Here is a 25,586-nt window from a genome sequence, read left to right on the forward strand (position 1 = left end):
GGCGCGTAATGCGGCGCGCAGCGTGGCGCTCAGTCCGAGCCGCCGCCCCCGCCTCCGCCCCCGCAGGAGTACGCGCCGCCCGTGCCGCCGCCCCGGGGCGCGTTGTGGTGGAACCCCTTGTCCGCCACCTCGGCCCGGGCGGTCAGCCCCGCCCGCAGGGCGAAGCGCCCGGCCAGGACGCTCAGGGCGGGCGCCCCGTACAGGGCGGCCGCGATCAGGACGTCGTCCTGGGCCAGCCCCTTCCGGTCGGTCGGCAGGGGATGCCCGGCGAGCAGGGCGCGGAGCGCATGGCGGGCGGCGCGGGTCCGGCGCGGCGGGAGCGAGCGCAGCAACCTGGCCGCGACGAGCCCGGCCCGCAGCTCGGCGAGCGCGCCGCGCACGCCCGGCGCGGCCTCCAACTCCGCGATGCTCGCGGGACGTTGGAGCGCCGCGTACACGGCCGTCGGCAGGGGCGGGAGGCCGTCCCCCGAGTCCGCCGCTGCCCCTGCCGCTGTCCCTGCCGTCCCCGACGTCACCGTTGTCGCGGTCGCCCCCGTCCTGCGGATCCGTCCCTGCCTGCCCGCGTCGACGAGACCGCGCAGGTGCAGAGCGAGCACGGCCACCGTGACCGCCGAGCGGGTGCCGCCCCGCATCAGCGCGACCTCGTAGGGCTCCAGCCGGACCGACGTGTTCCCACTCATGTCATCACCCCCGGAAGCGGAGCCCGCCGCCCCCGTGTCGGCGGACCCCGCGTGACGACAATGTGTCCTGTCTTGGGGGCGGTTGAAGCCTGCTGGACGACGTTCAGAGGTTGATTTAAAGTTGGCGCGCCCCGAGCCGCTACGCCTCGTGGTGCTTCTCATGGTGCTTCTCATGGTGTTCCGACAGGCCCGGCCAGTCGTCGGGGCCGCCGCCCTGCCACTCGATGAGATCGCTCTCCTCCACCTCGATCCGGTCCAGGTCGGCCAGGCGCAGGATCTCGACGACGTCGTCGAGATGCGCGGCGACCCCGAGAACGGTGTCGCCCGAGGTGACCCGGCGGGACCCGTCCAGCGCCGGGGGGTGGACCACGATGTGCGGATACTGCGTCGGATTGCCCATGCCTTCAGCCTCCTGCGGCCGGGCGGGATCCGCATGCCGGGCAGAGCCGGGCGGAGCCGGGCGGCTCACTCTCCCGTGGGCAGGGACCGCGGCGGTCACGACGGAGACGCGGGCCTCCTCCCTCAGGTCGAGAGGGGGCCCCGTTCCTTCACCACCGCACTGGCTCGCACACCGCCGCGGTCCCTCGGCACGTGCGGATCCTGACGTGCCGTCAATATCCGTACGTGGGCCGGGTTTCCGGGCGGCGTCACCGCCTGGGCGCGACAGGACAGATGTCAGCGGCGGCGCCGCCCGGAAGTATGGGAAGGGATGGGGAGAAAGGGGATGGGGGGGAGGTGGTGGGGGAAGGGGCGGGAGACTCAGAGCCGTGCGCCCGAGAGGCGCTCGACCGCGCGCAGCAGCGCCGAGTGGTCCAGCCCGCCGTCGCCCTGCGCGCGCAGGCTCGCGACCAGCTGGGCGACGACCGAGCCCACGGGCAGGGCCGCGCCGACGCCGCGGGCGGCGTCCGTCACGATGCCCATGTCCTTGTGGTGCAGGTCGATGCGGAAGCCGGGCTTGAAGTCGCGGGCGAGGAAGTTGTCCTTCTTGCGCGTCAGCACGGTCGAGCCGGCCAGTCCGCCGTTGAGGACGTCCAGCGCGGCCTTCAGATCCACCCCTGACTTCTCCAGGAAGACCACGGCCTCGGCGCACGCCTGGATGTTCACGGCGACGATCAGCTGGTTGGCGGCCTTCACCGTCTGCCCGCTGCCGTGCGGTCCGCACCGCACGACGGTCCTGCCGAGCACCTCGAAGACGGGCTTTGCCTCGTCGAAGTCGGCCTGCTCGCCGCCGACCATGATGGACAGCACGGCCTCGACGGCGCCGGCCTCACCGCCGGACACGGGAGCGTCCAGCACCCGGATGCCCCTGTCCTTCGCCGCCCGCGCGAGGTCGATCGAGGTCTGCGGGGTGATCGAGGACATGTCGATCAGGAGTGCGCCGGTGCGCGCGTGCGCCAGGATGCCGTCGGGGCCGTAGGCGATGGCCTCGACCTGCGGGGAGGCGGGCACCATCGTGATCACGACGTCGGCGTCCCGGACCGCCTCGGCGACGGACCCGGCCGCGGCGCCGCCGGCGGCGGAGAGCCGGTCCAGCTTGTCCTGCTCCAGGGTGAAGCCGGTGACGGCGTAGCCCGCCTTGATCAGGTTCTCGGACATGGGGGAGCCCATGATGCCGAGGCCTATCCAGGCGATCTTGGGAAGCGGGTGGCTCGCGTTGCTCATCGGGATGCCTCTCGTTACGGGGGGATCAGCGGGGCAGCCAGTCGAAGGCCTCGGCGCTCGGGCGGTCGCCCGGCTTGTACTCCAGGCCGACCCAGCCGTCGTAACCGGCCTTCCGCAGCCGGTCGAGGAGGTCGGCGAGGGGCAGTGCGCCGGTGCCGGGCGCGCCACGGCCGGGGTTGTCGGCGATCTGCACATGACCGGTCCTGGACGCGTACCGATCGATCACCGACGGCAGGTCCTCGCCGTTCATGGACAGGTGGTAGAGGTCCATGAGGAAGCGCGCGTTGCCGAGCCCGGAGGCCGCGTCGACCCGGTCCGCGACCTCGACCGCGGCCGGTGCGCTCACCAGCGGATACCGCGGCGACTCGGGCCGGTTCAGCGCCTCGATCAGCAGGATCGCGCCGATCCGGTCCGCCGCGCGGGCCGCGAGCACGAGGTTCTCCAGGGCCAGCGCGTCCTGTTCGGCCGGGTCCACGCCGTCGACCCGGTTGCCGTACAGCGCGTTGAGCGCCGTGCAGCCCAGGGCGCCCGCGAGGTCGGCGGCCACATCGAGGTTGGCGCGGAACCGCTCCGACTCCACGCCGGGCAGCGAGAGCGCGCCGCGGTCCGGGCCCGGGAGCCGTCCGGCGTAGAAGTTCAGGCCGGTGAGCTGGACGCCCGCGTCGTCGATCGCCTTCTTCAGTGCGTCGAGCTCGGACCGCTCGGGGGTGGGGGAGTCCAGCCAGGGCCACCACAGCTCGACCGCGGTGAACCCGGCCGCGGCAGCCGCCGCGGGACGCTCCAGGAGCGGGAGTTCCGTGAAGAGGATCGACAGGTTGACGTTGAAGCGCTGGTCCTCGAAGCCCACGGCTCTCGCGCCCCCTTCTATATTTCCGTATTGTGGAAGTTATTTTCTGCTTACTGGAAGATTGCCGCTCGGTCCCGGGGCTTGTCAAGGGGAAGGGGGTGCGCGCACGTCGGGGCGTCGGCTCAGCCGACGGGGTTCTCGGCCGGCAGCGGCTCGCTCATCCACTCCTCCGTGGACCGGAAGGCCCGCAACTCCGTGCGGCCCAGGCGCTGTTCGTCCCAGCGCCGCACCTGCGGACCGATCACGCCGTCGGTGAACTCGTGCACCCACAGCGAGTGCTGCCCAGCCCCTGTCCCGGCCCCGGGCTCGGTCCCGGGCTCGGGCGCTTCGACGCGGAAGCGTTCCAGCTCGGACCAGGGGAACGCGCCCGCCAGCAGGGCCGTCCGCCGGGCGACCTCCACCACGTCCGCCACATCGAGGCCGCAGTCGGTCAGCGCGCAGGAGACGAGCAGATCGCCCTGCACGGACCACAGCCGCTCCACGTCCAGCGCCGCCGCGCGCACCGCCGGCACCGACAGCAGGAACTCCGCGAAGGCGTCGTCCGCCGTGCACGCGATCTGCGACCCCGGGCCGAAGGGATGCACCGAGGCCAGGTACGGCAGCCGCACCGGCAGCTGCACGGCGACCACGGTCAGATAGTCCTTGGACGCCTCCGCGGCCCGCTCGAAGCGGGCGCGCCTGCGCAGCTCGCACACATCGGGCTCATTGATCATCTCCAGATCGAACGCGGTGACGGGAAAACCGTCGATCCGGGTGCGCAGGACGCCCTCCGCCGTCAGGTCGGCCGCGTGCCGGGCGACGACCCGTTCCTCCGGCATGAGCCCGTGGTCGGGGATGTCCTGCGGGATGCGGCCGAACCCCATCGCGGTCTCGGGGCAGGACGCCTCGAACTCCCACCCCTCCTCCCGCCAGGCGAACAGCATCCGTTCCGCCATCGAGGCGGTGTGCGCCTTGAGCGCCCGGGCGCGGTCCCGCTCGACGGCGCGAAACTGTTTCTGCCCGTCGTGATGGCCGAAGTACAACAGCGCCGCGAACCACAGCACGAAGGCGGCGCCCAGCGCGCCCGCGCCGAACCGGCTTCCCACGTAGAAGAACGCGACGACGGAGAGCATGGAGAGGAGGTTGAGGAGCCATGTGCGGCGGACCAACGCGTGCGGCGGAAACGGTGTGCGGTTCATGCTGTCCTTCTCGTGGGGGCGGGCGGGCGGGCGGGGGGTGGGCTGGTCAGGCGCCCGTGTGGATGTGGGACGCCCACAGGGACGGGGTGCGGGGCAGTTCGGCGCGCAGTCGCCGCACCGCCGCATGCAGGGCGTACGGCGAGCGGTCGGGGTCCGGGGCGGCGTCGGGCCCGGGCCGCAGGGCGGCGTAGAAGGCCTCGGCGAACTCGACGGCGGTGCCGTCGACGACGGGCCACAGCGTGCCGACGACATGCCGGAAGCCGCACAGCTGGAACGCCGAGGTCAGCTGCACGGCCTCGTCGAGCAGGACGCCGTCGTAGGAGACGGCCGTCCCGCACGCCGACAGGTACGCGAGCCGCGCGTGGTCGAGCCGGACGGTGGCCAGCTCGCCGATCGTGAGCGGGCTCTCGGCGTGGTCGTGCAGCAGCAGCCGGTGCTGTGCGGGGTCCGCCGAGAGGCTGTCGCCGTGGCAGGCGAAGTGGACGACCGGGCAGCCGGGCAGCCGGCGCAGCACCTCGTCGCGGGTCGGCGGCCGCTCCGGGGCGAGCAGGACCGCCGGCTCGGGCAGCAGCTCCGCGCACACCTCGGCCTCGTCCGCCGCGAAGTCGAGCGGCGCGTGGCCGGGCGTGGTGGGCATGGCCACGACCAGCGGCGGGCCGAAGGCGGGGGTTTCCGGCAGGGCGCGGCGGGCGTGCCGCAGGGCTCGGACGGTCGGCGCGTACGAGGAGACGACCCGGTCGAGCACCGCCCGGCCCGACCCGTCGTGGTGGCCGGCGGCATGGATCGGCAGCCGGGCGAGCGGCCCGCCGGGCACCCACCACACGCGCGGGTACCTCCCGTCCCGGGGCGCCCGGTCGTGCCCGAGCGCGGTGAGGACGGGATCGGCGACGACGTCCCACAGCGCGCCCAGCACCGTCGACAGCGTCGCCTGGGCCTCTGTCCGTACGTCCGGGTCGTCGTCCGTCGCCTCGTGCGCGGCGCGCTGACAGGCGTGGGAGAGCTCCGTCGCGTACGACAGGGTGAGCCCGGGCAGCGGCACGGCGGTGACGTCGGCCGCGGTGACCAGCAGGGCGTCGCAGCGCGACGTCGTGGCGTTGAGGACGACGACCGCGCCCTCCCGCGCGGCCGCGAGGAGCTCCCCGACCGAGGGCGGCAGCCCGAAGGTGCCGAACCCGTCCTGCGCGCGGATCCGTTCGAGCACGGCGGCCAGCTCGGCGTCGAGCCGGTGCCGGTCGCCCGGCTCGGCCCCGGCGTCGGGGATGCCTCCGAGCAGCGCGTCCGCGCCGTCGTCCGGCCGGTCCAGGATGTCGCGCAACCTCTCGAAGCGGGCGGCGAGTTCGGGGTGCCCGCGGCGCAGCGCCGCGGGCTCGCTCCACGCGTCCAGCGCCTGGCCCATCAGCACGCCCCGCCCGGTCTCCAGCAACCGCAGGGCGCGCAGGGCTCGTTGGCCTGGAGGCCCGGCCGGGTCCTGTAGGGCCAGCGCTGCGGCGGTGGCCGCCAGTCCGGGGAACCGGCCGAGCAGGTACTGCTGTTCGCCTCTGCGCAGTCGGCGCGGGGCGATCCGGTGCAGCAGGGTGACGGCGTCCTCGGTGAAGTCGGCCGCGCGCGACACGTCCCCGGACGCGGCCAGCAGCTGACCCGCACGCAGCGCCGCCGGGATGCGCGCGGTGGGCGATGCGAAGGGCAGCGAAGCGGCCTGCGCGCACAGCCGTACCGCCTCCGCCTGGTCGGCGGGGTCGCCGTCGCGTTCATGGCGGGAGCCCAGGGCCCCGCTCAGCCGATACAGCAGGACCGGCGTCATCATCGGTGCGACCCGGGCGTCGCGGCAGGCCTCGCGCAGCACCGCGACGGCCTCGTCGAGATCGGTGGCCGGACCGTCCGACCGATGGCGGCGCGCCAGCGCGTCGCCGAGTCGGCTGAGGGCCCAGACCCGCCTCATGCCGGCGGCGGGCGTCACGACGGCCGCCTCGCGGGCGACGGCCACCGCCGCGTCCAGGTCGGCTGGGTCTCCCGTCGCCTCGGACCGCATCAGCAGGGCGTTGCTCCAGTTCGGGAGGATCATGGCCCGCGTCGGATGGCCGCGGGGCGCCGCCTCGGCCGCCGTGGCGAGGACGTCGATCGACTCGTCCAGGGCGGCTCTCGAACCCGAGTGGCTGTACTTGGCGTGGAGGAAGCCGCCCAGGGCGCTGAGGAGTTCGGCGCGGGCACGGTGCCGGGGGCCGGCCAGTTCCACCGCCGTGCGCTGCGCGTCGATCGCGGCGTCCAGGTCCGGCCCGGAGAGGGAGTGCACGCAGCGTGCCATGAGCGCCAGCGCCAGGTTGTTCAGGATCACCAGCCGTGTGCCATCCCTGGGGGACAGCTCCCGCAGCGCCGTTCGGAGTGCGTCGATCGTCTCGTCGAGGTCCGCCGTCGAGGCCGTCCGCAGGTGCTGGGTGTGCAATACCCCTGCGCCGGCGACCAGTTGCTCGACCCGGCGCGCCGGGGAGAGTTCGCAGCCGGGCCGGAGCAGCTCCCGGCCGATCGCGACCGCCTCGGTCAGATCGTCGGGGTTCGCGGTCTGTTCGTACCGCATGCGCAGGGCGTCCGCCAGAAGACCGAGGCCGCTGGTGTGCGAGGGGTGCGTGGGGGACAGGTCCGCGAGGGCCGTCCTGGCCGCCGTCACCGCCTCGTCCAGGTCGGCCCGGCGCAGTCCCGTCCGGAAGAGCCACAGGTAGCGGGCGACAGCCAGGTTGAGCAGGATCCGCGATCGCACCGGGGAGCCGGCCGCAGCGGTCCGGAGCGCGGCCCGCAACAGGTCGATCCCGTCCGCCAGATCCTGTTGGTCTCCCAGCTGTTCGCCCCGCATCGTCAGGGCGTCGCCGAGCGAGGCCAGGTACTGGACCCGGCCCGCATGCGCCGCGGGGGTGGCCTCCACGGCGGCCCGCAGCAGACCGACGGCCTCCTCCAGGTCGGCCGGGTCGCCGGTGCCGCCGTACCGCCGCCTCAGTGCCTCACCCAGGTTGTTCAGAGCGGCCCCCGGGCCCAGCGGATCGGCCGGCACGGTCCGGGTGGACTCGCGCAGGACGGCGATGGCGTCGTCGAGGTCGGCCGGATCCTCGTGCCACTCGAACCGCATGCCCAGCACCGCGCCCAGCTCGCAGAGGTGGCGGGCCCGGTCTCGGTGATCGTGCGCAAGCCGTGCGGAGGTCTCCCGCAGCAGGTCGACGGCCAGATCCAGGTCCTCGGTCCGGCCCTCGCGCCGAAACCGCTCCGAGAGCCCGGCCGCCAGGTTGAGCACCCCCAGACCGCGCTCCGGGTCGTCCTCCGCGGCCGCGCGCATCGCCCGGCGCGCGGCCGCGAGCGCCGCCGCCAGATCGTCCGCCGCGCCGGTGAGGTGGTAGCGGATCAGCAGTGCATGGCTGAGGTTGGCGAGGAAGATGTGCCGTCGCCGATCCCCCGATGGGGTGATGCCGAGGATGCGCCGCCACAGCGCGATGACGGACTCGTGCTCGGCCCGGTCGTACGCGGTCATGAGCCGCTGTTGCCGGGCGAGGAGCAGCAGCGCGGCCGACGCGGCGACGTCGGCGGCCACCTCGGGCGGGATGTCGTCCAGGCCCGCCCAGAAGCACAGCGCGTACGCGTCCGCCGGGGTGCCGGCCGTCGTGCGCAGCCGGTCGACGGTCTGCTCCAGCGCCGCCATGCCCTCGACGTCGCGATAGCGGATCAGGAGGGCGCGGGCCAGGTGGTGCAGGCGCGCCGAGCGGTTCGGGTCGTCCGGCGGGGTCGCCCGCCACGCCTCGCGGCCGGCGGCGACGGCCGCGTCGAGGTCCGCCGGATCCCCGGACCGGCCGAACCGGTCCCGCAGCGTCAGCCCCAGGTTGGACAGGCACAGCGCCTGCCCCGCGGACCCGGCGGGCGCGGCGTCGACAGCCGCCCGCATCCCCTCGACGGCGGCGTCCAGGTCGGCGGGGTCGCCGTGCAGCCGGTGGCGGGACCACAGCGCGCCCGCCCGCCCGCTGAGCCGCATCGGCAGGTCGGGATCGTCCGGCCGGGTCGCGCGGACCGCCTCGCCGTGGGCGTCCAGCGCGGCGGTCAGGTCCTCCTCGGACGGCCGCCGCTCGAACCGGCTGTGCAGGGCGACGCCCAGGTTCGCGAGCCGCTGCGGACGCCCGGGATGACCGGCGGGCGTGGCGGCCACGATCCGCCGGTGCTGCTCCACGACCGTGTCGAGCAGCGCCGGATCGGACGACGACGACCGCGCCTGCCGGAGCAGGTCGATCGCGGCCGGTTCGGCGATCGACGCGATCTGGGCCAGGAACCGGGCAGGGAGGTCGTCGATGCCGGCCAGCAGGGCGTCGGCGAACCCGTCGCCGATGACGTCCACGACGGATTCGTCCGGGGGTGGGTCCGGGGAGGCGTCCGGCTGCTGGAGGTTCAGGAACAGCAGCCAGGCGAGCCGGTAGCCGGCCTCGGCGTCCCGGCGGCCGTCGGACCGCAGTTCGTGCAGCGCCCGCAGGTCGGCCCGCGCCTGCGGCGTCCGCAGCGGCGACGTGTCCCCGGTCGCCTTGACCCGCCGGAGACGCAGCCGTGCGGAGGCGAGCAGCCGGTCGCGCTCCGCCTCCCGTTCAGTGGTCATGGCTGCGCACAGTAGAGCAACGCGGTGGGTCCGAAACGGGAGTTGCCCTACCGTACTCGCATCATCACCGCACACCCGTGCACACCACCGCACATCCCCCGCACCCCCGCGGGGCCCGTCCGGAGAAGACATGACCGCAGAGAACCTGAGCAGCGTCCCCGACCGGAAGGCCCGGCGCACGTCCGAGGCACTGGTCTACTTCTTCACCCACGCGGAGGACCTCCGGCGTCGCCTGCGCGAGCAGGAGTCGCGGGACGCCGTCGACGCTCTGCTGGCCGCCGTACGCGACGGGGGCGACGTCGAGGCGCTGGTCGGGCGGCTGCACCGGCGGATCCTCGCCGAGGGCGACGCCAAGGGGCTGCACGGCGGCACCCGTGGCCCCGGCGCCCGGCTCGCCGGAGTACCCGGCGCCGGCCGCGAGCCGGGGATCTACCTGTGCCCGCACGGCCGCTGCCTGCGCTACCACTGGGCCGACGACGCCCCCGACGTCCCGCCCGCCTGCGAACTCGACGGCGTCCCCCTGCGGTTGACGAGCCTGTGACACCGTGAACGGCCTCCTGACCGAACTCGGCAAGAAGCTCGCCGAACGGTGGCTGACGCTGCTCGTGCTGCCCGGCGCGCTCTTCCTCGGCGCGCTGGCCGCCGCACGGGAACTGGGGCACACGCACTGGCACGCGCTCGGCACGCTGCCGGTCCGCCTCGACCGGCACACCGGATCGCTCGCCGCCTCCACCGCCGACCTGCTGCTGCTCCTCGTCGCCTTCCTGCTCGCCGCGGCCGCCTGCGGACTGGCCGCGCAGGCGCTGGGCTCCCTGGTGGAGCGGCTGTGGCTGGCCGCCGACTGGCCCGCGTGGCCTACGGCGACCCACCCCGTCGTCCGACGGCTGATCGCGCGCCGCGCACGGCTGTTCGAGCGGCGTCGGGCGGAAGCGGGCGCCGCCCTGGCCGCGGCGGGCCTGGCCGGCGCCGCGGCGGACGCGGCGCACCGGGCGGCCGTGGCCGGCGGCCGGCTGCGCCGGGTCGCCGACGCGACGCCCGCCCGGCCCACCTGGACGGGAGACCGGCTGCACGCCGTGGAGACCCGGCTGCGCGGCGACCTCGGCGTCCAAGTGGCGGTCGTCTGGCCCCACTTGTGGCTGCACGTCCCCGACACCACCCGCGCCGAGATCACCGCCGCGCGCGAGAGCATGCTCCGCGCCGCCACCCTCGCGGGCTGGGGCCTGCTCTATCTCGCCGTCGCCGCCCTGTGGTGGCCGGGCGTGCTGCTCTGCGGCGCGATCACGGGCACGGCCTGGCACCGGTTCCGGGCCGCCACCGACGGCTACGCGACCCTCGTCGAGTCCGCCGTACGCCTGCACGCGCAGGACCTGGCCCGGCAGCTCGGCATCGGCCGCCGGGGCCCGCTCACCCTCGCCCACGGGGCCGCGCTGAGCGCCTACCTCGCGGACGGCCGGGACCCCGCCCCCGACCTGCTGCTGCCCGGCGACTGAGCCGGAATCCCGAGTCCGGGGTGATCGTCCGCCGGGTCCGTTAGGGTCGGGGTCCGGGGCGTCGACGGCCCGGCCGACGTTCAGAGAGGTGTGGGGCGCGATGCGTCTGAAAGTGGAGTTCACCACCGAGCCCTTCGACCTCGACGAGGCGCCCGCGCACGCGCTGGCCGCCCGTGAGGTGATCGAGGCGGCCGACCTGGACGCGGTGGACGTCGGACCCTTCGGCAACACCGTGGAGGGCGCCGCCGAAGCGGTGCTCGCCGCGGTGGACGCCCTGCTGCGCAAGTCCCTCGGCGCGGGTGCCACCCGTATCTCGCTGCAGGTCAACGTCCTCGGGGAGGGCGAGTGACCACCGTCGGCGAAGAGGCCTTCATCGCGGCGGTGAAGCCGCTGGTCGACGCCATGGGCGGGGAGATGCTCCCGCCGGACGAGGCCGGCTCGGACGACGTCGTCCTGAGCTGGGACGGCGTCGAGACCGTCGCCGTACGGCTGCCCCAGCTCGCCGACTCCCTGGACCACATCCTGGCCGCCATGGAGCGCAAGAAGGGCAAGCCGCTCGCCGACCTGGACCGCAAGGCCAAACAGGAGGTCGTACGGATACTCGAGGCGCGCGGCGCCTTCTCCGTACGACACGGCGTGGAAACCGTCGCAAACGCCCTAGGGGTGAGCCGCTTCACGGTCTACAACTACCTGAACCGGGAGAAGGGCTGAGCGGCGACCGGCGGTCATAGGGTGGATTCTCTCTCGCCCTCATCCCGCCCTTATCCCGCCCTCATTTCGCCCTCGTCTGGCTCACCGTCTCGCGCCATGGATGCTTGCGTAAGCCACCATGGCAATCATGGTGCCTGATGAACCCGGGGCGGACCCTCTCCCCTCGTCGCATGAACGAAGGCGCTTCGATCTGGCCCACGCGTGGACCAACACGGTCGCCGGGCTCGCTGCCCTCGCACTGTCTGCCTACAACTTCGTTCAGCTCGAACGGGATCCGGACGTGGACGTTGCCCTCCCGCACATCGTGCGGGTGGCTCAGGGAAATGACGTCTGGTTGTATCTCCAGCCCACTCTGTCGACGAGGCTGGAGACGCAGAAGGTCGAGGTGATCACCGGAGCGGAGCTCAAGGTGGAACGTGCCGACCTGAACGGCACGAAACCCTCGTTCTTCTGGGATGAGACCGGTTCGTTCTCGTACGATCCACAAGCGAAGGGCCTGAACTATCAGCGCGTGGCCGATCCGAGCCCGCTGGTGGTGAGCCGAGACAAACCTCAACAACCGGTGATGCTGTTCAATGCCGTCGGGTGGGGCTTTGTGACGGGCCGCTACGAAGGCACGTTGACGCTGACACGCGGTAGCGGACGCAGTCCCCTCGTCAGCCGTTTCTGCCTGATGATCTCAACAGAGGCCGCGGCGACCTTCAAGGAGATCGGCCAGTTCACCCACCGGGACTTCCGTGACGACGTGCCGAACACGAACGGCAGGGGCGCATCGAAAGGCTGCTACATCCTGTCCCCTGTGTAGGGGGGTCTGTGTAGGGGGTCTGGCGGGCCGGGTTTTCAACAAAGTGTTGACGTGGGGTCGTGGTGGGGCGTTAGCTGGGCCCGTGACTTCGCCTTCCATGCCTCCCGGCCTGGCCCGGTTCAACGGCCTCGGGGAGTCCGACGCCCGTGCCGCACTCCGCGAGACGTGCGCCTCCGGCGCCTGGGCGGACCGGCTGCTCGCGGCCCGTCCCTACGCCACCGTCGACGATCTCTACGCCCTGAACGACGCCGCGACGGCCGCGCTGACCGCGGCCGACCTGGCCGAGGCCATGGCCGGGCACCCGCCGATCGGCCGCCCGAAGCCGGGCGACCCGATCTCGGCCCGGGAGCAGCGCGGCATGTCCGGCGCCTCCGAGGAGCTCAAGGCGGAGATGCTCGAACTGAACCTGGCCTACCAGGACCGGTTCGGCCAGGTCTTCCTCGTCTGCGCCACCGGCCGGACCGGCGAGCAGCTGCGGGACGCGGTCAAGGAGCGGATCGGCAACACGCCGGAGCAGGAGCGCGAGATCGTGCGCGTCGAACTGGGCAAGATCAACCGTATCCGCCTCGCCCGACTCGTCGAAGAGGACTGAGCCCGCCATGAGCACCCACAGCAGCTCCGGTACGAGTACCGGCGCGCATACCGGTACCAGCGCGCATACCGGTACCGGCGCCGGCGCCGCCGCCTCGGTGTCCACGCACATCCTGGACACCAGCGTCGGCCGCCCCGCCGCGGGCGTCGCCGTCGGGCTCTTCGCCCGCAGCGGCCGGTCCGCGCAGTGGCAGGCGCTCGGCGGCTCGGCGACCGACCCGGACGGCCGGTGCAAGGACCTGCCCGCGCTGCCGGCGGGCACCACCCACGTCCGGCTCGACTTCGCCGTCGAACCGTACTTCCAGCACAAGCAAGCCGATGCGCAGCAGGACGTCCCCGCGAATCGGGACAGCGGTGTGTTCTTTCCCGAGGTGGTGATCACCTTCGCCGTCACGCCCGGCGAGCACTACCACGTACCGCTGCTGCTCAACCCGTTCGGCTACTCCGTTTACCGAGGGAGCTAGCTCATGCCGACGATCCTGGGACAGAACCAGTACGGCAAGGCCGAGAACCGAGTCGTGAAGATCACGCGGGACGGCGCCACCCACCACATCAAGGACCTCAACGTCTCCGTGTCGCTGAGCGGCGACATGGACGAGGTCCACTACTCCGGTTCGAACGCCAACGTCCTGCCGACCGACACCACCAAGAACACGGTGTACGCGTTCGCCAAGGAACACGGCATCGAGTCCGCCGAGCAGTTCGGCATCCACCTCGCCCGCCACTTCGTCACCTCGCAGGAGCCGATCAGGACGGCCCGGATCCGGGTCGAGGAGTACGGCTGGGAGCGCATCGAGCACGGCGGCGAGGGCGCGCACTCCTTCGCCCGCAAGGGCCAGGAGACCCGGCTGACCCAGATCACCTACGACGGCACGGCGTGGGAGGTCGTTTCCGGCCTCAAGGACCTCGTGGTGCTGAACTCGACGGACTCCGAGTTCTGGGGGTACGTCAAGGACAGGTACACGACCCTCCCCGAGGCGTACGACCGGATCCTCGCCACCGAGGTCTCCGCCCGCTGGCGGTTCAATTGGACGGACGACGCGCAGCCCGCGCCCGACTGGGAGTCCTCGTACGAGGAGACGCGCCGGCACCTGCTCGCCGCGTTCGCCGAGACGTACTCGCTCTCGCTCCAGCAGACCCTCTACGCGATGGGCTCCCGGATCGTGGAGCAGCGCGCCGAGATCGACGAGGTCCGCTTCTCCCTCCCGAACAAGCATCACTTCCTGGTGGACCTGGAGCCGTTCGGGATAGCGAACGCCACCGAGGACGGGGCGGTGTACTTCGCCGCCGACCGCCCCTACGGCCTGATCGAGGCCACCGTCCTGCGGGACGGCTGCGAGGCGCGGATCCCGGCGGACCTCACCAACCTCTGACGCGGAAACAGAAAGCAGCGGAAAGAAAGCGGAAAGAAACTGAAGCGGGCGCAGAAAGAAACTGAAGCGGCCACGGAAAGAAGAGGACGCATGATGGCTCAGCGCATCGTCATCGAGAACTGCTCGATCGCGACCGTCGACGCCCGGGACACCGAGTACGCAAACGGTTACATCGTCGTCTCCGGAAACCGCATCGAGTTGCTCGGCGCGGGCCGGGCTCCCGAGGGGCTGACGGACGTCGTCCGCCGCATCGACGCCTCGGGCCACCTCGTGACCCCCGGCCTGGTCAACGCCCACCACCACTTCTACCAGTGGATCACCCGGGGCCTGGCCACCGACCACAACCTCTTCGACTGGCTCGTCGCCCTCTACCCGACCTGGGCGCGCATCGACGAGCCGATGGTCCGCGCGGCCGCCCAGGGCTCCCTGGCGATGATGGCCCGCGGCGGCGTCACCACCGCCATGGACCACCACTACGTCTTCCCCGAGGGCTCCGGCGACCTGTCCGGCGCGATCATCGGCGCGGCCCGCGACATGGGCGTCCGCTTCACCCTCGCCCGCGGTTCCATGGACCGCAGCGAGAAGGACGGCGGGCTGCCCCCGGACTTCGCGGTGGAGTCGCTCGAAGACGCCCTGGCCGCCACCGAGGCGACCGTCGCGGAGCATCACGACGCCTCCTTCGACGCGATGACCCAGATCGCCGTCGCCCCCTGCTCGCCGTTCTCCGTCTCCACCGAACTCCTGAGTCAGGGAGCTGAGTTGGCGCGTCGGCTCGGCGTGCGGCTGCACACCCACGGCTCGGAGACGGTCGAGGAGGAGAAGTTCTGCCACGAGCTGTTCGGCATGGGCCCGACCGACTACTTCGAGTCCACCGGCTGGCTCGGCGAGGACGTGTGGATGGCGCACTGCGTCCATATGAACGACTCCGACATCGACGCGTTCGCCCGGACGAAGACCGGTGTCGCCCACTGTCCGTCCTCCAACGCCCGGCTGGCGGCCGGCATCGCTCGCGTCCCCGACATGCTGGCGGCCGGCGTGCCGGTCGGCCTCGGGGTCGACGGCACGGCGTCGAACGAGTCCGGCGAACTCCACACCGAGCTGCGCAACGCCCTGCTCGTCAACCGCCTCGGGGCCCACCGGGAAGCCGCCCTGAACGCCCGTCAGGCGCTGCGCCTGGGCACCTTCGGAGGCGCGCAGGTCCTCGGCCGGGCACGGGAGATCGGCTCCCTGGAGCCCGGCAAGCTCGCCGACCTGGTGCTGTGGAGGATGGACACCCTCGCCCATGCCTCCATCGCCGACCCGGTGACCGCCCTGGTCTTCGGCGCGGCGGCCCCGGTCACCGCCTCCTTCGTGAACGGCCGTCAGATCGTCGAGGACGGACGCCTGTTGCACGCCGACGAGGACGCGATCGCCCGCTCCACCCGTGCGGAAGCGCAGCGGCTGGCGCGGATCGCCGGGCAGAGCCGATGAGTTGAAGATCTCCGGTCGAGGGGGACGGCCCTCGCCCGGAAGCCGTGACCGGGGCGCGCACACCCGCGCGCCCCGGAACGGTTCCTCCACCCCCCTGACCGCGCTCCTCGCCGATCGGAGGGGACTGAGGCCGGTCGGCAGGAGGCTTGCTCAGTCCCCGGCCTGCTCCTGCCGCTGCGGCCGCCTCGTGCGCAGGGTCGCCGCCGCGAGCAGCAGCGCCGCCACCGCGATCGACGCGGCGACACGGAACGCCAGTCGGTAGCCCTCCGCGGTGGCCGGGACCAACTGCGCTCCGCGGTCGAGGAGTTCGTCGGTGCGGCTCGCGGCCAGGGTCGACAGGACCGCGAGGCCGAGCGAACCGCCCACCACCTGCGTGGTGTTGAAGAGCCCGGAGGCGAGTCCGCCGTCCTCCTCCCGTGCCGCCGACATGGCGAGCCCGGTCAGTGCGGGCATCGCGGCGGCGAAGCCCGCGGACATCAGCAGCATCGGGGGCAGGAAATCGGCGGCGTACGAGCCGTCCGCGGGGGCGCGGCTCAGCAGCGCCATTCCGAAGGCGATCAGGACCAGGCCGGCCAGCAGGACGCGGTACGGGCCGAAGCGGCCGACGGTCCGCGCGGACAGGAACAGCATCAGCAGCCCGATCGCGATCGGCGCCGGCAGGAACGCCGTGCCGGTCGCCAACTCCCCGAATCCGAGCACGCGTTGCACGTACAGCGCGCCGATGAACTGGAAGCCGAACATCGTCGCGATCATCAGGACCTGGACCGCGTTCGCCCCGCTGAGCAGCCGGGAGCCGAACAGCCGCAGCCGCAGCAGCGGGCGCGCGGTCCGCGCCTGGCGGAGCACGAACCCCGTGAACAGCGCGGCGGCGAGCAGGGCGAGCAGCGCGGTGCCGGAGCCGTCGCGTTCGCCCGCGCCGACGATGACGTACACCGTCAGCATGAGCGCGCTCGTGACCAGGGCGGCGCCCGGGTAGTCGGCGCCCCTGCCGAGCCCCGCGCCGTTCTCGGGGGCGAGGACGCGGACGGCCGCGAACCAGGCCGCCACGCCGATCGGCAGGTTGATGAGGAAGATCCAGTGCCAGTCGAGAAGTTGGGTCAGCGCCCCGCCGAGGAAGGTGCCGAGCGCGCCGCCCGCCGCGCCGACCGCGCTGAACACCGCGATGGCGCGGGCCTGTTCGCGCGGCTCGGGGAACAGCGCCACCAGCATGCCCAGGACCACCGCCGAGGTCATCGCCCCGCCGACGCCCTGCACGGCCCGCGCCGCGATGAGCATCTCCTGGCCGGTGGCCACCCCGCACAGCACCGAGGCCGCGGTGAACACCGCGAGGCCCGCCGTGAACATCCGCTTGCGGCCCACCAGGTCGCCGAGCCGGCCGACCAGCAGGAGCAGGCCCCCGAACGGGATCAGATAGGCGTTGACGACCCAGGCCAGACCCGGGCCGCTGAACCCGAGGTCGCTCTGGACGGCCGGCATCGCCACGGTGACGATGTTGCCGTCCAGGATCGTCATCAGGGTCCCCGCGCACAGGACGACGAGGGCCGCCCGCCGGGAGTGCGTTCGTCGCGGTGTCCGCGTCGAGGAATCGGCGATGTCCGTCATGACGGTGTGGCCTCCACATTCTTCTCAGCAACCCTTGGTGCATGGCTTGTAACGGAGGCCATCATGGATAACCATGGGCGAGCGGTGTAAGGAGGCACTTCGATGTCGCAGAGGAACACTGGTGTTACCTCACAGCTTGTGAACGCACACGCCTGTCCCGTTCGCGAAGTTCTTGACAGGGTCTCCGGGAAATGGAGCGTGCAGATCCTCGTCGCCGCCGCGCACGGACCCGTCCGCTTCACCGAACTGGAGCGCAGCATCGAGGGGATCAGCCGCCGCATGCTGACCCTGACGCTGCGCAACCTGGAGCGCGACGGACTCGTCACCCGCACCGTGTATCCGACCGTGCCGCCGAGGGTGGAGTACAGACTCACCCCGGTGGCCCGTGAGTTGCACGAGACCCTGTTACGGCTCACCGACTGGGCGGAACGCAACAGGGTCTACATCGCCGAGGCGCGCGCGACGTACGACACCGAGCGGGAACGCGATCGGGATCGGGAGCGCGAGGGGGGTCGGGGTCGGGAGCGCGAGGGGGATCGGGAGGGGGATCGGGAGGCGGTCTGATCTGACCGGTTTCGGACCCTCAACGGGCTGGATTTGGTCGTTCGTCGCACCTTTCTGTAACCATTCCTGTTCACCCCGTTGACACTGTTCTCACACGCCCCTAGTGTTCCGCAAGCTTGCAAACATGTGACGACATCTCGAACGTTTGAAAGGCAAGCGCCCTGCGCAGCACTGGAATCAGCACGGCCGTGGGCCGAACGCCGTGGCGCCACCTGACGTACGTACAGGTGCACACCGGCAACGGGGTCACGAGCGTCGGCGAGACCCGGATGCCGCGTCACACTCACGCACTGTTCGGTGATCGAGGGCCGCCGTTTGGTTGTTCGCCGCTTTTGGAAGACGCGCATCACGACCCCCGACGACCTCGGCGGGCCCTGTGCGGATCCACGCGGTCGCCGGGCTGATCCGTCGCGGCGCACCGCTCTCGCGGAGTCGGTCCGTGCCGGTCGACTGCCCGGCTCGCTCCGCCTCGGCCCCGAACGACACATTCGACATGCTCTCCTCTCAGCGACGAGAAGAAACAAGGACCGTTGATTATGCGCAACCGAAGAGCCGCCCTCGCCACGCTGGCCGGAGCCGTCTCTCTCGCCCTCACGTTGTCCGCCTGCGGGGGAGACAGCGACAACAGCTCCGAGGGCAGCTCCAACGGAAGCATGGTCGGCATCGCCATGCCGACCCAGTCCTCCGAGCGCTGGCTCACCGACGGCAAGACCGTCGTCGACGACCTGAAGCAGAAGGGGTACGAGACCAAGCTGGTCTTCGGCAACGACGACCCGAGCACCCAGGTCTCACAGATCGATACCCTGATCAAGGAGGGTGCCGACGCCCTGATCATCGCGGCCATCGACAACAAGTCGATGAACGACGTGCTCAAGAAGGCCGCCGCTGCGAAGATCCCGGTGATCTCCTACGACCGGCTCATCCTCGGCACCGACGACGTCGACTACTACGTCTCCTTCGACAACGAGCAGGTCGGGCGGCTTCAGGCCCACTACATCATCGAACAGCTCGGTCTCGAGGACGGCAAGGGCCCGTTCAACATCGAGCTGTTCGCCGGCTCCGCCGACGACAACAACACCAAGTACTTCTTCGACGGCGCGATGCGCCTGCTGCAGCCGTACCTGGACAGCAAGAAGCTGGTCGTCCGGTCCGGCCAGACCGGGCTCAAGGAGGTCACCACCCAGCGCTGGGACGGAGTCACCGCGCAGAAGCGCATGAACGCCATCCTCGCCGAGTCGTACGGGAACCGCACGGTCGACGCGGTGCTGTCGCCGTACGACGGCATCTCCCTCGGCGTTCTGGCCTCGCTCAAGGCGGACGGCTACGGCTCCGGCAGCAAGCCCCTCCCGATCATCACCGGTCAGGACGCCGAACTGCCCGCGGTGAAGTCGATCATGGCCGGTCAGCAGGCGCAGACCGTCTACAAGGACGTCCGCCTGCTCGGTGACGCCGCCGCGGAGATGGTCGACTCCATATTCAAGGGCAGGACGCCGAGAGTGAACAGCAGAAGGGCGTACAACAACGGCTCCAAGTACGTGCCCGCCTACCTGCTGCAGCCGACCAGCGTCGACAAGGAGAACCTCGACTACGTTCTGGTCGCGAGCGGTTACTACACCGCCGACGAGCTGAAGTAACCGCACGGCCGTCGTGCGATCCGTCGGCCCTGCGACAGCAGCCGCTGCTGTCGCAGGGCCGACGCGGCCCCGGGGCGTCGCGCACATCTCCCCGGGGCCCCGGCCTGCTTCAGAGCCCGAACAGGCCGGGATCCGTGGCGAGTTCCTTGAAGTAACCCTGGGGGTTCGGGACCATCCGGCGCTGCTCCAGGTCCAACAGGCCGCCGACCGAGGTGAGTTCGGCGGAGACGGTGCCGTCCGCCCGGCGGATGGTCTGCTGCACCCGGAACGTCTTCCCGCTGCCCCACTCGAAGACGCACGTGACGTCGACCTCGTCCCCGGCGAGGAGCTCACGCTTGTACTGGATGGTCGTCTCCAGGGCGACCGGGCCCACGCCCTTGCCGATCAGCCCCGCCTGGGTGATGCCGCCCGCTTGCAGCAACGCCCAGCGAGCGTGTTCCGCGTAGTTGATGTACACGCTCTGGTTGAGGTGCCCCTGTACGTCGGTCTCGTATCCACGAACGGTGACCCGCACGGAAAACGGCTCGCTCACTGTTTCCCCTTCACATCGAGAGGCATCGATCTTGGCATGCCTTCTACACGCGGCGAGGGGAAGCCAGTAGATAGCGCTTCCTGCTCCGGCGATCGGTGTGCTCGCCGACCTGCCAGCCCGCCTTCTCCAGTGTCGCCGCGCAGGCGGACAGCGTCGCGTCGTCGGGCCCGTGCACGGCCACCGCCTCCGGCTGCGGGGTCGCCCGCACCCGGTAGCCGTCGGAGCCCGCGGGGCCGGCGGGAGGGTGTCCGGCCGCCTCCAGGGCCAGGGCGGCGGCCCGCACGAGATGCGTGCGCTCCCAGCCGCAGGGCCGCTCCCTGCTCCCGTCCCGGTTGGTCATCCGGCGCAGCTCCAGCAGCCCCTCCCAAGCGCTGCGCACCTCGCGGACCCGGGCGGGACCGGACGCCGGTGCGGCCTCCTCACCGCCGACCCGCGCGGCGAACCCGCCGGAGTCCGCCGGCTTCGGCGACTGCGACTGCGACTGCGGCGACTCCGACCGCGGAGAACCCGGCTGCGGGGACTCCGGCTCGGCCGCGGGATCGTCCTCCCGCATCCGGTGCCCCGCCGGGGTCAGGAAGTGATCGTGCGGCGGCCTGGGGTGCCGGAAGGCGAGCCCTCGCTTGACCAGCGCCGTGAGCTGCGCCTCCGTGCCTCTGAGCCGGCCCGTGACGGGGTCGGCGGCCTCGATCAGCCGCCGTTGCGCGGCGGTCGGCGGTCGGGTCACGACGGGCCCCTCCAAGTGCTGTCCCCGGCCTGGCAGACCGAGGGAACAGCCAGTATCGCCGAGACGTATGACAGCCTTTCCGCTAGCTTTCCGCTGTGATGGCCAACGTCCGTAGTCTCAAGCAGCGCCAGGTGTCCCGGTCCGAAGTCCTCGCCGCCGTCGGCCGGTTCCGGGACGGTCACAAGATCAAGCATGTGACCGCCGGACTCGACGAGATCGAGGACTACGAGTCCGACGTCCGGCTGGTCGACGGCGACCTGCACGTGCGCGGCGACCTCGACCTGCACCAGGAGCGTGCCTACCTGCTGGTCGTGCTCGGCGACCTGGTGGTCGACGGCGGCTACGCCGACTACGACGACCCCGAGTCGTACCTGCTGGTCACCGGTGACATGAAGGCCCGCGACGTGGTGACCGCCGGCTGGCTGGAGGTCCACGGGGATCTCCGCGCCGACCGGCTGATCGGCGACTACAACGACTGCGCCGCGTACATCGGCGGCGATGTGCGCACCGGCCTCTTCTACGGCGAGGAGCACCACTTCACCGTCGGCGGCACGCTGACCGCCGCGGCGGTGATCGGCCGGCCGCGCCTGGAGATCGCGCAGCGGCCCGCCGGGCTGGAGATGGACGATCCGCGGCTCCTGGAGCACCTCGACCGCGACCTGCTGCGCGTGTACGACGACGAGGACGCGGACGGTCGCACGGTCACCTGTGTGGACGGCATCCGGGACTTCCGCGAGGTGAAGCGCCGCGTGAAGGCCGGGAGACCGCTCCGCAGCCCCGAGTGACTGAGCGCTCCGCTGGAAGCGCCGCGATGTGCCGTCTTTCCGCTGCGGCGCCATCGTGGCTGGTCGCGCAGTTCCTCGCGCCCCTTCAGGGCGCTGCCGAACCGCCGCCGACTTCGCCCGACCCGCTTAGCGGTTACTACCCGTTACTGCCGGCGGCGGTGACTACTGCCGGTATCCGCTGAGGAACCGGCCGATCCGGCTGATCGCGGTCTCCAGGTCGTCCGCGTACGGGAGGGTGAGGATGCGGAAGTGGTCGGGGGTCGGCCAGTTGAAGCCGGTGCCCTGGACGACCTGGATCTTCTCCTGCAGCAACAGATCCAGGACGAACTTCTCGTCGTCGTGGATCCGGTGCACCTTGGGGTCGATGCGCGGGAACGCGTACAGCGCGCCCTTGGGCTTCACGCAGGAAACACCCGGGATCTCGTTGAGCTTCTCCCAGGCCACCTGACGCTGGTCGTACAGCCTGCCGCCCGGCACCGTCAGCTCGTGGATGGACTGGCGGCCGCCCAGCGCGGCCTGGATGGCGTACTGCGCGGGCGCGTTCGCGCACAGGCGCATGGAGGCCAGCATGGTGAGGCCCTCCAGGTAGTCCCTGGCGTGCTGCTTGGGACCGGTTACCACCAGCCAGCCCGAGCGGAAACCCGCTACCCGGTACGTCTTCGACAGGCCGCAGAAGGTCAGGACGACCAGATCGGGGGCGAGCGCGGCGGCCGAGTGGTGGACGGCGTCGTCGTACAGGATCTGGTCGTAGATCTCGTCGGCGAACACCATCAGACCGTGCCGGCGGGCGAGGTCGAGGATGCCCTCGATGATCTCCTTGGGGTACACCGCGCCGGTCGGGTTGTTCGGATTGATGATCACAACCGCTTTCGTGCGATCCGTGATCTTCGACGCCATGTCGGACAGGTCCGGATACCAGTCGGCCTGTTCGTCGCAGAGGTAGTGGACGGCCTTGCCGCCGGCGAGCGTGGTGACGGCCGTCCACAGGGGGAAGTCCGGGGCCGGGATCAGGATCTCGTCGCCGTCCTCGATCAGCGCCTGGACGGCCATCGACACCAGCTCCGACACACCGTTGCCGAGGAAGACGTCGTCCACGCCGACCTCCAGGCCCCGCTCCTGGTAACGCTGGGACACGGCGCGGCGGGCCGAGAGGATGCCGCGCGAGTCCGTGTAACCGTGCGCCTGGGGCAGCATGCGGATCATGTCCTGGAGGATCTCCTCCGGCGCCTCGAAGCCGAACGCCGCCGGGTTGCCGGTGTTCAGGCGCAGGACGCTGTGGCCGGCCGCCTCCAGTGCGTTGGCGTGCTCGATCACCGGACCGCGGATCTCGTAACAGACCTCGCTCAGCTTGTTCGACTGCCGGAACTCCATGCGCGCTCGCCCCTCCGGTTCGTTGTGATGCTTGGTTTTACCAAGTTCCAGCTTGGAAAGTCCAACGACATGTCTAGACTGCGTGCCATGTCACCTCGCCGAAGCTACGACCAGTACTGTTCCGCCGCCCGCGCACTCGACACCGTCGGCGACCGCTGGACCCTGCTGATCGTCCGGGAGCTGCTCGCCGGCCCGCGCCGCTACACGGACCTGCACGCCGATCTGCCGGGGGTGAGCACGGACGTGCTCGCCTCGCGGCTGAAGGACATGGAGCGGGACGGGCTGACCACCCGGCGCAGGCTGCCGCCGCCCGGTGCGGCCTACGTGTACGAACTCACCGCGCGGGGCCGGGAGTTGCTGCCGGTGCTCCAGGCGCTGGGGAAGTGGGGCGAGGCCGAGCTCGGCGAGCGGCGGCCCACCGACGCGGTCCGGGCCCACTGGTTCGCGCTGCCCCTGCTTCCGCTGTTGCACGGGCTGGAGGGCGAGGGGCTCGTCGAAGTCCGCCTGGACGAAGGGGAGTTCCATCTGTTCGTCGGCGCGGACGGCGGCCCGGTGTACGGTCACGGACCCGCCCCCGGTGCGCCCGACGCGCGGCTCGTCCTCGACGTGGACACCTGCATGGCCGTCGCCCAGGGCGAGTCGAGCGTCCTCGACGCGGTGCGCGCCGGTCGGGTCGACGTGAGCGGCGACAGCCCCCTGGCCAAGGCGCTGCGCGAGGCATGAGGCATGAGGGCGCGAGGCGTGCGGCCGCGGGTCCCGCCTGACGACATGGCAGAAGGCCCACCAGGGTGTCCTGGTAGGCCTTCTGGCGGAACATCAACCGATGCGGGCGCTGTGCGTCGGCCTCACGCGCCCGGCGGCACGTGCCTCGGGCGTCCCGTGCCGCGCGTCAGCGTGTAGCCGCCGATGCCCGCCAGTGCGGCCAGCGCCGCGCCGAGCGAGGTCCACACCCAGCGGTCGGACCACCAGCCGGACGCCCAGCCGTCGTCCGGCTCGATGCTCGACAGCACGGCCGAGGCCGACGAGTCGTCCTCGGCCTCCTCCGCCTGCGAGGTGACCGCGATGCCCGGAACCAGCGGCTCCGCCAGCGAACCGTCGACGGCCGCGGCGCCCCCGATGTCCTTGGAGTCCACCCGCAGCTCGGCGTCGACCGGGAGCCCCAGGTCGGAGGCCTTCAGGTCGAGGACCGTCAGCCGGACGTAGTAGGTGCCCGGCAGCGGGTCGTCCGCCCACGGCTCCGACCAGGCGCGGACCGTGCGCAGCACACAGGCCAGTTCGACGGAGTCCGCCTGCGCCCCGGCGGTGCGGGTCTGGGCGCCGTACTGACAGGCCTGACGGCGTCGCAGACCGTCGTACACGTCGACCTGCCAGGTCTGCGCGGTGTGCGTCTCGGGCAGCTTCACCGTCGCCTTGACGGTGGGGCGCTGGCCCGAGTCCGCCGGGAACGACCAGTACAGGTAGTCGCCCGCGGAGCCGTTCGCCGTGGCCGTCTGGCCCTGGTCGATCTCGGTCGCCGTACGGAACGACGTGCCCGCCTCGGTGGGCGCGTTGCCGTCGCCGTCGCCGGACGGGCTCGCGGACGGGGTGGAGTCGGCCGCGGCCGGCGCCACCGCACCCGGTCCGACCGCCAGTCCCAGCGCGAGCAACGCGCCGCTCAACACACGTGTGATCCGCATCAGTTGGTCCTCCAGACCGCGATCCGCAGGCGCGACGCCCAGCCCCACAGCAGCCCCGCGAGGAAGCCGGCCAGCACCAGGACGCCGAGCAGCCACCAGCCGCGGCCGAGGCCGAAGGAGGCCACGTCGCTCGCCTGGGAGGGGCCGTCGACCACGTCGACGGTCAGTTCCAGCGGCATGCCCGGCGTGGTCTTCACACCGGCTGCCGCCGAGTAGGAGTTGGTCACCTGGACGCACACCGTCTCGGCGGGGGCGTCATCGTCGTCGTCCTCCGCCTTCGGGTAGCGCAGGCCGGTCGAGATGACGTCGGTGCGGCCGTTGCCCGCCGCCTCGCCGCGCACGATCTCGCGGCCGTGCACGGTGACCGCCCGCAGCAGCACCCCGTAGTCGGGGTTCATGGCCCGGTCCGCCGACACGCTGACCGAGGCCCGCAGTTCCTGGCCCGGCTCGACGTCGACCTTGTACCAGCGCTCCTGGCCGAACTCCTCGCGGTCGGTGTACAGACCCGATTTCAGCGTGGGCGCCGCGGTGCAGGAGGCCGCGCCCGAGGTGGCGACCGGAGTCACCACGGGGTCGGCCGCCCGGTCGACCAACTGGTTGACACGGTCGGTGAGTTCGTCGGTGTGCTCGACCGACGTATAGGTGCCGCCGGTCGCCTCGGCGATGCAGCTCAGCTGCTGGCGCATCTTGACGTTGGGCACCAGGCCGAGGGTGTCGATGGTCAGGCCGATGCCCTTGGCCGCGATCTCCCGGGCCACCTCGCACGGGTCGAGCGGAGCGCAGGTGTCCTCGCCGTCGCTGATCAGCACGATCCGCTTGGAGCCGGTGCCGCCGTCGAGGTCGTCGGCGGCCTTCAGCAGGGCGGGACCGATCGGCGTCCAGCCGGTCGGCGCCAGGGTCGCCACGGCCGTCTTCGCCTCGGTCCGGTCCAGCGGGCCGACCGGATAGAGCTGCGCGGTGTCCTTGCAGCCCGTCTTCTGGTCGTCGCCCGGGTAGTTGGCCCCCAGCGTGCGGATGCCGAGCAGGACGTTCTCCGGGGTCGCGTCGAGCACCTCGTTGAACGCCTGCTTGGCCGCGGCCATCCGCGTCCCGCCGTCCATGTCCTTGGTCCGCATCGAACCGCTGACGTCGAGGACCAAATTGACCTTGGGCGCGGTGGCGGTGGTCTCGTCGGCTGCCGCCCCGGCCGGGAACGCGATCCCGGCCGTCAGCGCGGCGAGCAGGGCGCCTACGCCCGCCGCCAGCCGTTGTGTTCTGATCATCGGCGGATCCTATT

General features: G+C 71.8%; 25 protein-coding genes and 1 pseudogene. 14 read left to right on the forward strand and 12 right to left on the reverse strand.

The window, feature by feature from the left end; genetic code table 11:
- Window positions 1-29: 29 nt before the first annotated feature.
- The 6 genes from ACWCPF_RS11775 to ACWCPF_RS11800 form a co-directional block, all read right to left on the reverse strand.
- Window positions 30-680 carry a TIGR04222 domain-containing membrane protein gene (locus ACWCPF_RS11775; RefSeq protein ID WP_451044822.1) on the reverse strand — a complete coding sequence of 217 codons (651 nt, stop codon included), beginning with the start codon at window positions 678-680 and terminating at the stop codon, window positions 30-32.
- A gap of 139 nt (window positions 681-819) precedes the next feature.
- Window positions 820-1,080, reverse strand: coding sequence for a hypothetical protein (locus ACWCPF_RS11780; protein ID WP_451044823.1), 261 nt, complete (start codon window positions 1,078-1,080; stop codon window positions 820-822).
- 359 nt (window positions 1,081-1,439) lie between these two features.
- Window positions 1,440-2,342 (reverse strand): 2-hydroxy-3-oxopropionate reductase, encoded by a 903-nt coding sequence (locus ACWCPF_RS11785; protein ID WP_451044824.1) that lies wholly within the window; start codon window positions 2,340-2,342, stop codon window positions 1,440-1,442.
- A gap of 25 nt (window positions 2,343-2,367) precedes the next feature.
- The gene (locus ACWCPF_RS11790) at window positions 2,368-3,189 is read right to left on the reverse strand and encodes a TIM barrel protein (RefSeq protein ID WP_451044825.1); all 822 of its coding nucleotides are present in this window, start codon (window positions 3,187-3,189) and stop codon (window positions 2,368-2,370) included.
- 122 nt (window positions 3,190-3,311) lie between these two features.
- Window positions 3,312-4,367 carry a hypothetical protein gene (locus ACWCPF_RS11795; protein ID WP_451044826.1) on the reverse strand — a complete coding sequence of 352 codons (1,056 nt, stop codon included), beginning with the start codon at window positions 4,365-4,367 and terminating at the stop codon, window positions 3,312-3,314.
- Between the two features lie 46 nt (window positions 4,368-4,413).
- A complete protein-coding gene (locus tag ACWCPF_RS11800; RefSeq protein WP_451044827.1) occupies window positions 4,414-8,982 on the reverse strand; it encodes a CHAT domain-containing protein in 4,569 nt (1,522 codons plus the stop codon).
- Between the two features lie 130 nt (window positions 8,983-9,112).
- Between ACWCPF_RS11800 and ACWCPF_RS11805 the strand changes: the two genes are divergently transcribed.
- The 9 genes from ACWCPF_RS11805 (at window position 9,113) to ACWCPF_RS11845 (ending at window position 15,422) form a co-directional block, all read left to right on the forward strand.
- Window positions 9,113-9,523, forward strand: coding sequence for a hypothetical protein (locus ACWCPF_RS11805; protein ID WP_451044828.1), 411 nt, complete (start codon window positions 9,113-9,115; stop codon window positions 9,521-9,523).
- 4 nt (window positions 9,524-9,527) lie between these two features.
- Window positions 9,528-10,472, forward strand: a complete 945-nt coding sequence (locus ACWCPF_RS11810; RefSeq protein WP_451044829.1) for a hypothetical protein — start codon at window positions 9,528-9,530, stop codon at window positions 10,470-10,472.
- Window positions 10,473-10,572: 100 nt separating this feature from the next.
- Window positions 10,573-10,821 carry a hypothetical protein gene (locus ACWCPF_RS11815; protein ID WP_451044830.1) on the forward strand — a complete coding sequence of 83 codons (249 nt, stop codon included), beginning with the start codon at window positions 10,573-10,575 and terminating at the stop codon, window positions 10,819-10,821.
- Window positions 10,818-11,183: a helix-turn-helix domain-containing protein gene (locus tag ACWCPF_RS11820; RefSeq protein WP_451044831.1), complete on the forward strand. Its 366-nt coding sequence runs from the start codon at window positions 10,818-10,820 to the stop codon at window positions 11,181-11,183. The genes ACWCPF_RS11815 and ACWCPF_RS11820 overlap by 4 nt, the downstream gene beginning before the upstream one ends.
- Window positions 11,184-11,301: 118 nt before the next feature.
- Window positions 11,302-11,988, forward strand: coding sequence for a hypothetical protein (locus tag ACWCPF_RS11825; RefSeq protein WP_451044832.1), 687 nt, complete (start codon window positions 11,302-11,304; stop codon window positions 11,986-11,988).
- A gap of 82 nt (window positions 11,989-12,070) precedes the next feature.
- Window positions 12,071-12,580, forward strand: a complete 510-nt coding sequence (uraD, locus tag ACWCPF_RS11830; protein WP_451044833.1) for a 2-oxo-4-hydroxy-4-carboxy-5-ureidoimidazoline decarboxylase — start codon at window positions 12,071-12,073, stop codon at window positions 12,578-12,580.
- 7 nt (window positions 12,581-12,587) lie between these two features.
- A complete protein-coding gene (gene uraH, locus ACWCPF_RS11835) occupies window positions 12,588-13,043 on the forward strand; it encodes a hydroxyisourate hydrolase (RefSeq protein WP_451044834.1) in 456 nt (151 codons plus the stop codon).
- 3 nt (window positions 13,044-13,046) lie between these two features.
- The gene (gene pucL, locus ACWCPF_RS11840; protein ID WP_451044835.1) at window positions 13,047-13,952 is read left to right on the forward strand and encodes a factor-independent urate hydroxylase; all 906 of its coding nucleotides are present in this window, start codon (window positions 13,047-13,049) and stop codon (window positions 13,950-13,952) included.
- A 93-nt stretch (window positions 13,953-14,045) separates the two neighbouring features.
- Entirely contained in the window at window positions 14,046-15,422 is a 1,377-nt protein-coding gene (locus ACWCPF_RS11845) for an 8-oxoguanine deaminase (RefSeq protein ID WP_451044884.1), read from the forward strand.
- A gap of 150 nt (window positions 15,423-15,572) precedes the next feature.
- On the opposite strand, the gene ACWCPF_RS11850 is transcribed toward ACWCPF_RS11845, so the two are convergent.
- Window positions 15,573-17,024 (reverse strand): MFS transporter, encoded by a 1,452-nt coding sequence (locus tag ACWCPF_RS11850; RefSeq protein ID WP_451044836.1) that lies wholly within the window; start codon window positions 17,022-17,024, stop codon window positions 15,573-15,575.
- A gap of 102 nt (window positions 17,025-17,126) precedes the next feature.
- Between ACWCPF_RS11850 and ACWCPF_RS11855 the strand changes: the two genes are divergently transcribed.
- The 3 genes and pseudogenes from ACWCPF_RS11855 (at window position 17,127) to chvE (ending at window position 19,222) form a co-directional block, all read left to right on the forward strand.
- Window positions 17,127-17,588, forward strand: a complete 462-nt coding sequence (locus ACWCPF_RS11855; RefSeq protein ID WP_451044837.1) for a winged helix-turn-helix transcriptional regulator — start codon at window positions 17,127-17,129, stop codon at window positions 17,586-17,588.
- Window positions 17,589-17,749: 161 nt separating this feature from the next.
- Window positions 17,750-17,887, forward strand: a pseudogene (locus ACWCPF_RS11860) (mandelate racemase/muconate lactonizing enzyme family protein); the annotation flags it as partial.
- Window positions 17,888-18,124: 237 nt separating this feature from the next.
- Window positions 18,125-19,222 (forward strand): multiple monosaccharide ABC transporter substrate-binding protein, encoded by a 1,098-nt coding sequence (gene chvE / locus ACWCPF_RS11865; protein WP_451044838.1) that lies wholly within the window; start codon window positions 18,125-18,127, stop codon window positions 19,220-19,222.
- A 109-nt stretch (window positions 19,223-19,331) separates the two neighbouring features.
- Here chvE and ACWCPF_RS11870 read toward each other — a convergent pair whose 3' ends face one another.
- Both ACWCPF_RS11870 and ACWCPF_RS11875 read right to left on the reverse strand, forming a co-directional pair.
- A complete protein-coding gene (locus ACWCPF_RS11870; RefSeq protein WP_451044839.1) occupies window positions 19,332-19,754 on the reverse strand; it encodes an acyl-CoA thioesterase in 423 nt (140 codons plus the stop codon).
- 43 nt (window positions 19,755-19,797) lie between these two features.
- Window positions 19,798-20,478: a hypothetical protein gene (locus ACWCPF_RS11875; protein ID WP_451044840.1), complete on the reverse strand. Its 681-nt coding sequence runs from the start codon at window positions 20,476-20,478 to the stop codon at window positions 19,798-19,800.
- Between the two features lie 98 nt (window positions 20,479-20,576).
- Here ACWCPF_RS11875 and ACWCPF_RS11880 point away from each other — a divergent pair, with 98 nt between their 5' ends.
- Entirely contained in the window at window positions 20,577-21,263 is a 687-nt protein-coding gene (locus tag ACWCPF_RS11880; RefSeq protein ID WP_451044841.1) for a hypothetical protein, read from the forward strand.
- Between the two features lie 162 nt (window positions 21,264-21,425).
- Here the strand turns inward: ACWCPF_RS11880 and ACWCPF_RS11885 are convergent, their stop codons facing one another.
- Window positions 21,426-22,634 carry a pyridoxal phosphate-dependent aminotransferase gene (locus tag ACWCPF_RS11885; RefSeq protein WP_451044842.1) on the reverse strand — a complete coding sequence of 403 codons (1,209 nt, stop codon included), beginning with the start codon at window positions 22,632-22,634 and terminating at the stop codon, window positions 21,426-21,428.
- Between the two features lie 87 nt (window positions 22,635-22,721).
- On the opposite strand from ACWCPF_RS11885, the gene ACWCPF_RS11890 reads away from it, so the two are divergent.
- The gene (locus ACWCPF_RS11890; protein WP_451044843.1) at window positions 22,722-23,357 is read left to right on the forward strand and encodes a winged helix-turn-helix transcriptional regulator; all 636 of its coding nucleotides are present in this window, start codon (window positions 22,722-22,724) and stop codon (window positions 23,355-23,357) included.
- Window positions 23,358-23,479: 122 nt separating this feature from the next.
- On the opposite strand, the gene ACWCPF_RS11895 is transcribed toward ACWCPF_RS11890, so the two are convergent.
- Together ACWCPF_RS11895 and ACWCPF_RS11900 are read right to left on the reverse strand one after the other, a co-directional pair.
- Window positions 23,480-24,310 (reverse strand): hypothetical protein, encoded by an 831-nt coding sequence (locus ACWCPF_RS11895; RefSeq protein WP_451044844.1) that lies wholly within the window; start codon window positions 24,308-24,310, stop codon window positions 23,480-23,482.
- Window positions 24,310-25,572, reverse strand: coding sequence for a VWA domain-containing protein (locus tag ACWCPF_RS11900; RefSeq protein WP_451044845.1), 1,263 nt, complete (start codon window positions 25,570-25,572; stop codon window positions 24,310-24,312). Before ACWCPF_RS11900 ends, ACWCPF_RS11895 begins: the two co-directional genes overlap by 1 nt.
- Window positions 25,573-25,586 lie beyond the last annotated feature (14 nt).

This window comes from Streptomyces sp. NPDC001858, assembly GCF_053594615.1.